The following is a 12518-nucleotide window of genomic DNA, read 5'->3' on the forward strand; positions in this document are numbered from 1 at the left end:
ACATTGAATAGCACGGAGAAGTTCAATAAAGGCACTGTATCGCGTCAGGAGCTGAATTGTCAAGCGAGGAATTGCGGCAGGAACAACAATTCGTCTCCCTCGCCCACGAGCGGCTCGACCAGCTCAGGGCCGGGGCCGAAGCCGCCATGAACGCCACGATCGCGCAGGTCAGCACCGATCGGCAGGCGCTGGTGGAGCGCGATGTCGGCGTGGCCGAGTACTCCGCCACGCTCTCCGCGCTGAATGCCGCCGACGCCGGACTCTGTTTCGGGCGCATCGACCGGCGCGACGGAGTCACGTACCACATCGGGCGTACGGGAATCCGGCGCGACGACGCCGAGCGGACTCCGTTGCTCATCGACTGGAGGGCTCGCGTCGCGCGGCCGTTTTATCTCGCGACCGGATATGAACCGATGGGGCTGCGCCGCCGCAGGCACATCACCACCCAGGGGCGAACCGTCACCGCGCTGCACGACGAGATCATGGATCTCGCCGACACCACCCGCACCGGATACGAGTCGCACGACGCCGACGAGGTGCTGCTCGCCGCGCTGAACAGTGCCCGTACCGGCCGGATGGGCGACATCGTGTCGACCATCCAGGCCGAGCAGGACCACATCATCCGCGCCCCGCACCGCGGAGTGCTCGTCGTCGAGGGCGGGCCCGGCACCGGGAAGACCGCGGTCGCGCTGCACCGGGCCGCGTATCTGCTGTACGCGAACCGGGAGCAGCTGGCCAAGCGTGCCGTGCTGATCGTCGGGCCCAACCCGGCCTTCCTGGGCTACATCGGCGAGGTGCTGCCCTCGCTCGGTGAGACGGGCGTGCTGCTGGCGACGGTCGGCGAGCTGTTTCCGGGCGTCGCCGTCACGGGCACGGACAGCCCCGCCGCGGCGGCCGTCAAGGGCCGCGCGGACATGGCCGGCGCCCTGGCCGAGGCCGTACGGGACCGGCAGGAGGTGCCCGAGAAGGACGCCCCCGTGGTCATCCGGCACGACGACGGGGATCTGCTGCTCGACTGGGACATCGCCGTCGAGGCCCGGCACAAGGCCCGCGAGAGCGGCCTGCCGCACAATCTGGCCCGCCCGCACTTCGTCTTCCGGATCATCGACGACCTGACCACCCAGCTCGCCGACCGGATCGGCGCCGACCCGTACGGCGGTCCGAACTTCCTCGGCCCCGACGACATCGCCCAGCTCGGCAAGGCCATCGCCGCCAGCGCCGAGGTGCACGCCGCCATCGCGTCGCTGTGGCCCCCGCTCACCCCGCAGCAGTTCCTCGCGGACTATCTCGCGCATCCCACGCATCTGCCGGAAGACGACGCCGAGTTGATCCGGCGCACCGGCGGCGGATGGACCGCGGCCGACGTCCCGCTCCTCGACGAGGCCGCAGAGCTGCTCGGCGAGGACAACTCCGCGGCCCTGGCGGCCGCCGAGGCCGAGCGGGCACGGCAGATCGCCTACGCGCAGGGCGTTCTCGACGTCTCGTACGCCTCCCGTACCTACGAGTTCGAGGACAAGCAGGAGATCGACGAGGACGCGTCCGAGGTCCTTGCCGCGCACGACATCATCGACGCCGAGCGCATGGCCGAGCGGCAGGAGGAGGCCGACCACCGCAGCGCCGCCGAACGTGCCGCCGCCGACCGGACCTGGGCCTTCGGGCACATCATCGTCGACGAGGCGCAGGAGCTGTCGGCGATGGCCTGGCGGCTGCTGATGCGGCGCAGTCCGACCCGCTCGATGACACTGGTCGGCGACCCGGCACAGACCGGTGACCCGGCCGGATGCGAATCCTGGCAGGAGATCCTCGCCCCTTACGTCCAGGACCGCTGGCAGCTGGCCCGGCTCGGCGTCAACTACCGTACGCCCGCCGAGATCATGGAGTACGCGTCGCAGCGGCGGCGGGCCACCGACCCCGGTTTCGAGCCGCCCCGCTCCATCCGCTCGACGGGTGTGGGGCCCTGGGAGCGGACCGTGCCACTCGGCGAGGTGGCCCGGATCGCCGCCGAGGAGGCCCCGGAGGAGGGCCGGCTCGCGGTGATCGCCCCGCGCGAGCTGCACGCCGAACTCGCGGGACTGGAAGAGAACGACGGACCACTGGATCTGTCCCTGCCCGTCGTTCTCATCGACCCGCGCCAGGCGAAGGGCCTCGAATTCGACACCGTCCTCGTCGTCGACCCCGACCGGATGAGCGCCAACGACCTCTATGTGGCGCTCACCCGGGCCACCCAGCGGCTCGGGATCATCAGACCGGCCGCAGCCACACCGTAGCCAGCGGCGGCAGCGTCAGCTGGATGCTCGTCGGCCGGCCGTGCGAGGGGACCGACTCCGGCTTCAGCGGGTCCGGGTTGAGCACATCGCCGCCGCCGTAGCCGGCCGCGTCCGTGTTGAGCACCTCCGTCCACGCCTGGACCGCCTCCGGCACACCGAGGCGGTACTCGTGGCGTACCACCGGGGAGAAGTGGCTGACGGCGAGCAGCGGCGCCCCCGTGGCGTCGAAGCGCAGAAAGGCGAAGACATTGTCCTCGGCGGCGTCGCCGTCCACCCAGGCGAAGCCGACGGGGTCCGTGTCCTGCTGCCACAGCGCGGGGGTGGCGGCGTAGACGGTGTTCAGGTCGCGTACGAGGTCCCGTACGCCGCGGTGGTCCGCCTCCGCGGCGTAGGAGGGATCCAGCAGCCACCAGTCGGGGCCGTGGCCCTCGGACCACTCCGCGCCCTGGGCGAACTCCTGGCCCATGAAGAGGAGTTGCTTGCCGGGATGCGCCCACATGAAGCCCAGATACGCGCGGTGGTTGGCGCGCTGCTGCCACCAGTCGCCGGGCATCTTGCTGACCAGCGCCTGCTTGCCGTGGACCACCTCGTCGTGCGAGATCGGCAGGACGTAGTTCTCGCTGTACGCGTACACCATCGAGAACGTCATCTCGTTGTGGTGGAACTTGCGGTGCACCGGCTCGTGCGTGACATAGCCCAGCGAGTCGTGCATCCAGCCCATGTTCCACTTCAGGCCGAAGCCGAGGCCGCCGAAACCGCCCGGGCCCACATGGTGGGTGGCGCGGGTGACGCCGTCCCAGGCCGTGGACTCCTCGGCGATGGTGACGACACCGGGGCAGCGCCGGTAGACCGTGGCGTTCATCTCCTGGAGGAAGGCGACCGCGTCCAGGTTCTCCCGGCCGCCGTGCTCGTTCGGCGACCATTCGCCGTGCTCGCGGGAGTAGTCGAGGTAGAGCATCGAGGCGACCGCGTCTACCCGCAGCCCGTCGATGTGGAACTCCTCGCACCAGTACGTGGCGTTGGCGACCAGGAAGTTGCGTACCTCCTTGCGGCCGTAGTCGAATTCGAGGGTGCCCCAGTCGGGGTGCGCGGCACGTGCCGGGTCGTCGTGCTCGTACAGCGATCGGCCGTCGAATTCCGCCAGCGCCCAGTCGTCCTTGGGGAAGTGCGCGGGCACCCAGTCGACCAGCACGCCGATCCCGGCCCGGTGCAGGGCGTCCACCAGATGGCGGAAGTCGTCGGGGGTGCCCATCCGGGCGGTCGGGGCGTAGAAGCCGGTGACCTGATAGCCCCAGGAGCCGCCGAAGGGATGCTCGGCGACCGGCATCAGCTCCACGTGGGTGAAGCCCAAGTCCTTGACGTACGCGGGGAGCTGGACGGCGAGCTGGCGGTAGGTGAGGCCGGGCCGCCAGGAGGCGAGATGCACCTCGTAGACGGAGAACGGCGCCTCGTGCACCGGCCGGTCGGCCCGGTGCGCCATCCACTCCTCGTCGTGCCACACATGGTGGGACTCGGTCACGATCGACGCGGTGTCGGGCGGCACCTCGGTGCGCCGCGCCATCGGGTCGGCCCGCAGGGTGTGCGAGCCGTCCGGGCGGGTGATGTCGAACTTGTAGAGCGCGCCCTCGCCGACGCCGGGCAGGAACAGCTCCCACACGCCCGAGGAACCCAGCGAGCGCATCGGACACCCGGTGCCGTCCCAGTAGTTGAAGTCGCCGGCGACCCGGACCCCGCGGGCATTGGGCGCCCACACCGTGAACCGGGTGCCCGTCACCTGCTGGTGCGTCATGGGGTTCGCTCCGAGGGCCTTCCACAGCTCCTCGTGCCGCCCCTCGCCGATCAGATGCAGGTCGAGATCGCCGAGCGCGGGCAGGAAGCGGTACGGGTCCTGCACCTCGATCGCGGTCCCGTCGTATACGACGAGCAGCTGGTACTCCGGGACGGTGCGCAAGGGCAGCAGACCCGAGAAGAAGCCGTCACCGTCCTCGTGCAGTTCCGCCCGCAGCCCCTTGGCGAGCACGGTCACCGACTGGGCGAAGGGACGCAGCACCCGCAGCTCGACACCGCCCCGCATCAGGTGCGCCCCCAGCAGGGAGTGCGGATCGTGGTGGGAGCCGGTCAGCAGCCGCTCCCGGTCCCCGTCCATGAGCGGCTGCGCGGCCCGGACGCCATGGCTGCCGCCCGCCCGCGGCCGTGGCGCGTCCGTGTTCTTGCGGGGCCCGGCGTCGGCCGCCTGCCGGGGGCTGTGGGAGTCGGAGGAATTGCGGGACGGGGGTCGGGCGGTCACGGGGTCTGCCTCCTTGGCGGAAATTCAGTTGGTGGCGGCCAGGCGGTCGATCGCCGCCATCGGCACCGGAAGCCAGTCGGGGCGGTGGCGGGCCTCGTAGACGACCTCGTACACGGCCTTGTCCGTCTCGTAGGCGCGCAGCAGCTCGGGTTCGGTACGGGGATCGGCGCCCGCCGTTTCGGCGTAGCCCTCGCAGTAGGCGGCACGGCAGCCTTCCGCCCAGTTCGGGTTCCACGGGCGGTGGGTGCGGGCCGCGTAGTCGAACGAGCGCAGCATGCCCGCGACATCTATCACCGTGGGCTGCGGCCTGCGGCGCTCGCCGAGCGGACGTGCGGGCTCGCCCTCGAAGTCGATGACCGACCAGTGGCCGTCGCCGTGGGAGCCGCCGCCGCGCAGGGTCTGCCCGAGATGGAGGTCGCCGTGGACGCGCTGGGCCCGCCAGGCGCAACCGCGCCTGCCCAGCGCGGCGATCGCGTCGAAGGCGGCACGCAGCCGCGGCACGTACGGCAGCAGCGCGGGCACCGCCTGCGCGGCCGCGTCCAGACGCGCCGTCATCGCCTGCGCCAGATGCTCGGCCTGCGGCCGGCGCAGCATCACGGTGGGCAGCTCCTTCGCCAGGGCCGTGTGCACCTCGGCGGTGACCCGGCCGAGCGCGCGGGCCTCCTTCGTGAAGGCCCCTCCGTCGGCCAGCGATTCGAGCGCGAGCAGCCAGCCGTCGCGCGAGCCGTGCAGGAACGGCTGCAGCACGCCCAGGGTGTACGGCTCGGGCGCGGTGGCCTCGTACCAGGCGACGGGCGCGGGCACCCGGCCGCAGCCGGCGCGGGCGAGCGCGAGCGGCAGCTCCAGATCGGGGTTGGAACCGGGATGGACCCGGCGGAAGAGCTTGAGGATGTACGCGTCGCCGTACACCAGCGAGGAGTTGGACTGCTCGGCCTCCAGGGGGCGCGCGGTGAGCCCGCCGGGGATCACCCCGGCCGCCTCGAAGCGGTCGAAGCGCAGCGGCCCGAGCGCGCCGGGCGTGCGCAGCCGCTCCAGGATCAGCTCGGCCAGGCGCGGGTCGTGCAGGCCCTCGTAGAGCGTCCGCCCGGCGAGCGGGCCCTCGGTCAGATGGCCGATCAGCGCGGGCGCGAGTTGCGGTGGCAGCGTCCGGCGCACACCGAGGAGGAGTTGGTAGCAGTCCTGCGAGGAGAGGGCGGGAAGGCCGGTCTGCTGGACGCGTACGAGCAGATGGAGCAGCCCCGGACCGGTCTTCGAGTCCAGTGGCAGCAGCTCGGTCGCGGAGACGAGCGAGAAGCCGGTGAGCGGATGGCCCTTGCCGGCGAACCAGCGCTGTCTCGGCAGCCAGGCGAGCAGCAGGGGCGCGAGGGACGGGAGAAGAGCGACGGGGGTCCGGGTGGATGCAGCCTCCGACATGGCATCGCGTCCTTTCCCCGGGTACACCACGAATGCGCAGAGTGTCCCGGATTACAGCTGTGGCTGTCCGGCGGCGCGCGGGGATGAGGGGGAGAGTGCCCGGTGCGGGGCGGGGGAAACCGCCCCGCGGGAGGCACCTCTCGTTACCTGTGCGTCAGGCGGTGGCTGCTTCTTTGCGCAGCCGGAACCAGTAGAAGCCGTGGCCTGCGAGAGTCAGCAGATAGGGCCACTGACCGATGGCCGGGAAGCGCACGCCGCCGATCAGCTCCACCGGATGCCGTCCGCCGAACGCCCGCAGATCGAGCTCGGTGGGCTGCGCGAACCGGGAGAAGTTGTGCACGCAGAGCACGAGATCGTCCTTGTACTCGCGGGTGAAGGCGAGCACGGCCGGGTTCGACGAGGGCAGTTCGGTGTACGAGCCGAGGCCGAAGGCGCGGTTCTGCTTGCGGATCTCGATCATCCGGCGGGTCCAGTGCAGCAGCGAGGACGGTGAGGCCATCGCCGCCTCGACATTGGTGACCTGGTAGCCGTAGACCGGATCCATGATGGTGGGCAGGTAGAGCCGGCCGGGGTCGCAGGAGGAGAAGCCCGCGTTCCGGTCGGGAGTCCACTGCATCGGGGTGCGTACGGCGTCGCGGTCGCCCAGCCAGATGTTGTCGCCCATCCCGATCTCGTCGCCGTAGTACAGGATCGGCGATCCGGGCAGCGAGAGCAGCAGTGCCGTGAACAGCTCGATCTGATTGCGGTCGTTGTCGAGCAGGGGGGCGAGCCTGCGCCGGATGCCGATGTTGGCTCGCATCCGCGGATCCTTGGCGTACTCCGCGTACATGTAGTCGCGCTCTTCGTCCGTGACCATTTCGAGGGTCAGCTCGTCGTGGTTGCGCAGGAAGATGCCCCACTGGCAGTTCTTCGGGATCGCCGGGGTCTTGGACAGGATTTCCGATACGGGGTAGCGGGACTCGCGCCGTACCGCCATGAAGATCCGGGGCATCACCGGGAAATGGAAGGCCATGTGGCACTCGTCGCCGCCGGCCGGGAAGTCGCCGAAGTAGTCGACGACGTCCTCGGGCCACTGGTTGGCCTCCGCCAGCAGCACGGTGTCCGGGTAATGGGCGTCGATCTCCTTGCGCACCCGCTTGAGGAAGGAGTGGGTGGCGGGGAGGTTCTCGCAGTTGGTGCCCTCCTGCTGGTACAGATACGGCACGGCGTCGAGACGGAATCCGTCGATGCCCAGGTCCAGCCAGAAGCGCAGGGCCGAGATGATCTCCTCCTGCACCGCCGGGTTCTCGTAGTTGAGATCGGGCTGGTGGGAGAAGAAGCGGTGCCAGTAGTACTTCTTGCGCACCGGGTCGAAGGTCCAGTTCGACGTCTCGGTGTCGACGAAGATGATCCGGGCGTCCTGGAACTGCTTGTCGTCATCCGCCCAGACGTAGTAGTCGCCGTAGGGTCCGTCGGGATCGCTGCGGGACTCCTGGAACCACGGGTGCTGGTCGCTGGTGTGGTTCATGACGAAGTCGATGATGACGCGCATGCCGCGCTGGTGCGCGGCGTCGACGAACTCCACGAAGTCGGCGAGGTCGCCGAAGTCGGGGAGTACCGCGGTGTAGTCGGAGACGTCGTAACCGCCGTCCCGCAGAGGGGACTTGAAGAACGGCGGGAGCCAGAGGCAGTCGACCCCCAGCCACTGCAGATAGTCCAGTTTGGCGGTGATGCCCTTGAGGTCGCCGATGCCGTCGCCGTTGCTGTCCTGGAACGATCGCACCAGGACTTCGTAGAAGACGGCCCGCTTGAACCAGTCGGGGTCGCGGTCCTTGGCGGGCGTGTCCTCGAACAGGTCGTGGACGGGCTCATTGACGATCATGATGTGGGTGACCCTCCGATCGGCGGGGACGGTCGCAGAGCAACGATGTGCGCGGGCGTGACGCCCGGCTCTAGGCGCACATAGGTGGCTCTGCCCCAGTGATAGGTCTCGCCGGTGAGCTCGTCGCGCACCGGTGCGCTCTCGTGCCAGTCGAGGCCGAGGTGCGGCATGTCCAACGAGACCGTGGCCTCCTGGGTGTGGTGGGGATCGAGGTTGGCGACCACGAGCACGGTGTTCGAACCCGAAGCGCCCTCCGCGGTTTTCGAGTACGCGATCACCGCCTCGTTGTCCGTCGGGTGGAAGTGGATGTTCCGCAGCTGCTGCAGGGCGGGGTGCCGGCGCCTGATCCGGTTGAGAGCGGTGATCAGGGGCGTGATGGTGCGGCCCTCGCGCTCCGCCGACTCCCAGTCCCGCGGCCGCAGTTGGTACTTCTCCGAGTCCAGATACTCCTCGCTGCCGTCCCTCAGGGGAACGTTCTCGCACAATTCGTATCCCGCGTACACGCCCCAGGACGGCGACATCGTCGCGGCCAGCACCGCCCGCACCTCGAAGGCCGGGCGCCCGCCGTGCTGGAGATAGGCGTGCAGGATGTCGGGGGTGTTCACGAAGAAATTGGGACGCATGTACGAGGCGGCCTCGCCGGACAGCTCGGTGAGGTACTCGGTGAGCTCCTGCTTGGTGTTGCGCCAGGTGAAGTACGTGTACGACTGCTGAAAGCCGACCGCGGCGAGGGTGTGCATCATCGCCGGCCGGGTGAACGCCTCGGCCAGGAACATCACGTCGGGGTCGCTGCGGTTGATGTCCGCGATCACCTTCTCCCAGAAGACGACGGGCTTGGTGTGTGGGTTGTCCACGCGGAAGATCCGTACACCGTGGTCCATCCAGAAGCGCAGCACGCGCACGGTCTCGTTGACCAGACCGCGCATGTCCGCCTCGAAGGCGATCGGGTAGATGTCCTGGTACTTCTTCGGCGGATTCTCGGCGTACGCGATCGTGCCGTCGGCGCGGTGATGGAACCACTCGGGGTGCTTCTCCACCCAGGGGTGGTCGGGCGAGCACTGGAGCGCGAAGTCCAGCGCGACCTCCATGCGCAGCTCGCGGGCCGCCTCGACGAAGTGGTCGAAGTCCTCGAAGGTGCCCAGGTCGGGGTGGAGCGCGTCATGGCCGCCGTCGGGGGAGCCGATGGCCCAGGGGACGCCGACATCGTGGGCGCCGGGGGAGAGGGTGTTGTTCGGGCCCTTGCGGTAGGTGGTGCCGATGGGGTGGACGGGCGGCAGATAGACGACGTCGAAGCCCATCGCGGCGACGGCGGGCAGCCGCTCGGCGGCGGTGCGGAAGGTGCCGGAGACGGGCGGCGCGCCCTCCTTGACGATCGCGCCCTCGGAGCGCGGGAAGAGCTCGTACCAGGAGCCGAACAGGGCGCGCCGGCGCTCGACGATCAGGGCCAACGGGCGGGAGGCGGTGACCAGTTCGCGCAGCGGGTGGCGGTCGAGCGCGGCCGTGGCATCGGGGGCGAGTGCCGCGGCGAGCCGCGTCGCGGCCGGGCGCTGCTCGTCGCGCAGGGCGTCGACGGCGGCGAGCACGGCCTCGCGGCCGTCGCGCTTGGGGACACCGGCGGCGGCGCGCTCGTACAGCTCGGCGCCCTCGGCCAGCACCAGCGCGGTGTCGATACCGGCGGGGATCTTGATCCGGGCGGTGTGCCGCCAGGTGGCGACGGGGTCGCTCCACGCCTCGACGGCGTAGGTCCAGCGCCCCTCGGCGTCCGGGGTGACGTCGGCGCCCCAGCGGTCGCTGCCGGGGGCCAGTTCACGCATGGGAGTCCAGGGGCCGGGGCGTCCGGTCGGATCGCGCAGGACGACATTGGCGGCGACCGCGTCATGCCCTTCCCGGAAGACGGTGGCGGTGACCTGGAAGGTCTCACCGGTCACCGCTTTTGCGGGCCTCCTCCCGCAGTCGACTTGGGGACGGACGTCCAGGACGGGGATACGACCGATCATGGGATCACCTGAGGGTGGTGCGGGCAGGGCGGATTGAGCACGTTGGGCATCTATGCGAGGTTTGCTGGTTCTTTGTAGCTGCTCAGTCGACGACTGGCGGGCTGCGGGCATGGCCGCTCCTGTCCGCGTTCACTCGGGTGGGCGGAAAGAATGTCGAGAAGGGGTGCGGTGGCATGCGTACCGGGTGAGCCTTCCCACGGTCTTCGGGTGGGCAATCCGGTGGAGTGTTAACTACTAGGACGTAGGTGACTGCACAAGACGTGGCGTACGTAATCGGGCACGCGGCCGGGGTCCGGGTTGCGGCCGTGGGGTTCGTGCCGGGGGTCCGGGGGTTGCCCCCGGGGTGTGCAGCACTGCTAGGACGTAGGTGACTGCACAAGACGTGGCGTACGTAATCGGGCACGCGGCCGGGGTCCGGGTTGCGGCCGAGGGGTTCGTGCCGGGGGTCCGGGGGTTGCCCCCGGGGGATGCAGCACTACTAGGACGTAGGTGACTGCACAAGACGTGGCGTACGTAATCGGGCGCGGGCCCCGACGCGACTCGCGTCGGGGCCCGCGCCCGATTGCGTAGGCCCGGCTACGCTCCCCAGCTCGGCTCTCGCCTCCGCGCGCTCATGACTGCTCCCCCGACCACATCTGCCACGGCTGCCGTGCCACCCACTCGTCCACCGGCGCCGGCTTCAGCGACAGCGCCTGTGCCGATTCGCCCGCGTCGCCCGCCATCAGGCCGGGCTCCAGGCCCGTGGCCATGTAGTGGTAGATCCCCGACACTCCGGCGGCCGACTCCTCGCCCAGGATCTGGGCGAGCCCCTGCTCGAAGACGCCCGGCTCCAGGGGCACATAGCGGACCGCGCGCCCGAGGCCCTGCCCGAAGGCCGTCGCGAGCTCGTCGCCCGTCAGCGTCTGCGCGCCGCCGATGTCGAAGGTACGGCCCGCCACACCGTCCACCGTGAGCGCCGCGTAGACCGCCTCCGCCAGGTCCCGGTGCGAGATCCACGCCGTCGGGACGTCGGCGGGCAGCGGGTAGGCGAGCACACCCTCGTTCACCAGGGCCGGGCCGTTCCACGGGCTGAAGAGGTTGTCCAGATAGACCGGCGGGCGTACGACCACCAGCTCCACACCGCTGTGGGCGAGGCCCTCGCGGAAGACCGTCTCGGCGAGCCTGCGCGTCTCGAAGGCCACCACATTCGTGCTCCGGTCGGGCACACGGGTGTTGGCGTTGTAGACCAGCCGCCCCACACCGGCCTCGCGGGCCGCCTTCGCTATGTGCTGGGCGTACCGCATGACCTTCTCGGCCTGGTACACCAGCGGCATCACCACCGCCGCGTGTGTGGCCCCTTCGAAGAGCTGGCGTACGTCCTCGTACCGTCCGAGGTCGCCGCTCGCGACGGAAACGCCGGTCAGCTCCGGACGATCGGCCTCGGGCTTGCGGCTCAGTGTGCGCACGCGGTGCTTCCGCTCGGCCAGCAGACGGGCGGTCGCACCTCCCTGGAACCCGGTCGCCCCCACGACCGCTACGCGCATCGGAATGTGATCGGACATAAGTCTGAAGAGCCCTTCGATAGGGTGTGGCTGCTGCCGTGAACGGCTCTTCCAGGCTCGCTTCGGCGGCTTCGGCCGATCAATTAACAAACCGGGGCGGGGGTTGAAGGATCGTCCAATGGAACCGACGGAGACGGAACCGACGAAGCGCGGAGGGGACGACCTCCTCAGCGAGCTGCTCAAACCCTTACGTCTGACGGGAGTCTTCGACAGCCGCTGGCATGTCAGCGCCCCCTGGGCCATCGAGGGCGACGCGGAACAGAGCTGCGCCGTACTGCACTTCATCACCGAGGGCGGCTGCTGGATCACGGCCGAGGGCCAGACCCCGCTCGAACTGCACGAGGGCGACCTCGCCGTCTTTCCCACCGGCACCGCGCACCGGCTCTCCGACCGGCCGGAGCGGCGGGGCGTCGCGCTCGGCACCGTACTGCCCGAGCGCGCGCCGGGCACCTCCGGTGAGATCAGGATCGAGGGCAACGGGCCCGAGAGCCGACTGCTCTGCGCCGGGCTGCACTACGACGCCTCCGTGGCCACCCACCTCTACACGGCGCTGCCCTGGGCGCTGGTGCTGGACCACTCCCAGGTGGACAGGGAGCCACTGCTGCGCGACACGCTGCGGCTGCTCGCCGCCACCGACCGCCCGGTCGGCCCCGGCGACCGGCTGATCACGCTGCGGGCCTTCGAGATGGCGCTGGTGCTCGCGCTGCGGCCGCTGCTGCGCGAACTGGCCCGCAATCCCTCCGCGCTGCCGGTTCTGCGCCATCCCGGTATCAGCCGGGCCATGGTCATCATCGCGACCCGGTTCGCCGAGCCCTGGACCATCGAGTCGCTCGCCCGCGAGGTCGGCATGTCCCGCTCGGCGTTCACGGCGGCCTTCCGCGAGCTGGTCGGCGAGGCGCCCGCCCGGCATCTGACGGGGCGGCGGATGCAGGAGGCGGCCCGGCTGCTCGGGGAGACGTCGCTGCCCCAGTCGGCCGTGCCGGAGCGGGTCGGCTACCAGAGCTCGGTCGGTTTTCACCTGGCCTTCCGCAAGTGGTACGGAATGACGCCGGGAGAGTACCGATCGAAAAGCCCCTCAGCTGCATGACTGGCCGGTTCTTAATCACCGCTGGACGGTCGTTCATTGCCCAGTGTCCCTGGCTGGAGCGAGGC

At 70.0% G+C, this 12518-nt stretch carries 7 protein-coding genes; 2 read left to right on the forward strand and 5 right to left on the reverse strand.

From position 1 onward, the window contains the following. Positions 1-56 precede the first annotated feature (56 nt). Complete coding sequence (locus OG741_RS27585) at positions 57-2267, forward strand: HelD family protein (RefSeq protein WP_405602283.1); 2211 nt, start codon at positions 57-59, stop codon at positions 2265-2267. Here the strand turns inward: OG741_RS27585 and glgB are convergent. The 5 genes from glgB to OG741_RS27610 form a co-directional block, all read right to left on the reverse strand. Continuing rightward, positions 2242-4413 (reverse strand): 1,4-alpha-glucan branching enzyme, encoded by a 2172-nt coding sequence (gene glgB / locus OG741_RS27590; RefSeq protein WP_405605809.1) that lies wholly within the window; start codon positions 4411-4413, stop codon positions 2242-2244. The genes OG741_RS27585 and glgB overlap by 26 nt on opposite strands. A gap of 165 nt (positions 4414-4578) precedes the next feature. Then, positions 4579-5967: a maltokinase N-terminal cap-like domain-containing protein gene (locus OG741_RS27595; RefSeq protein WP_405602285.1), complete on the reverse strand. Its 1389-nt coding sequence runs from the start codon at positions 5965-5967 to the stop codon at positions 4579-4581. Positions 5968-6121: 154 nt separating this feature from the next. Then, positions 6122-7828 carry a maltose alpha-D-glucosyltransferase gene (gene treS / locus OG741_RS27600; protein WP_266487617.1) on the reverse strand — a complete coding sequence of 569 codons (1707 nt, stop codon included), beginning with the start codon at positions 7826-7828 and terminating at the stop codon, positions 6122-6124. Beyond that, a complete protein-coding gene (locus OG741_RS27605; RefSeq protein WP_405602288.1) occupies positions 7825-9825 on the reverse strand; it encodes an alpha-1,4-glucan--maltose-1-phosphate maltosyltransferase in 2001 nt (666 codons plus the stop codon). Before OG741_RS27605 ends, treS begins: the two co-directional genes overlap by 4 nt. 611 nt (positions 9826-10436) lie before the next feature. Beyond that, a complete protein-coding gene (locus OG741_RS27610; protein ID WP_405602290.1) occupies positions 10437-11366 on the reverse strand; it encodes an SDR family oxidoreductase in 930 nt (309 codons plus the stop codon). A 118-nt stretch (positions 11367-11484) separates the two neighbouring features. On the opposite strand from OG741_RS27610, the gene OG741_RS27615 reads away from it, so the two are divergent. Beyond that, entirely contained in the window at positions 11485-12453 is a 969-nt protein-coding gene (locus tag OG741_RS27615) for an AraC family transcriptional regulator (RefSeq protein ID WP_405602293.1), read from the forward strand. Positions 12454-12518 lie beyond the last annotated feature (65 nt).

The organism is Streptomyces sp. NBC_01410, assembly GCF_045040195.1.
Lineage (GTDB): Bacteria > Actinomycetota > Actinomycetes > Streptomycetales > Streptomycetaceae > Streptomyces.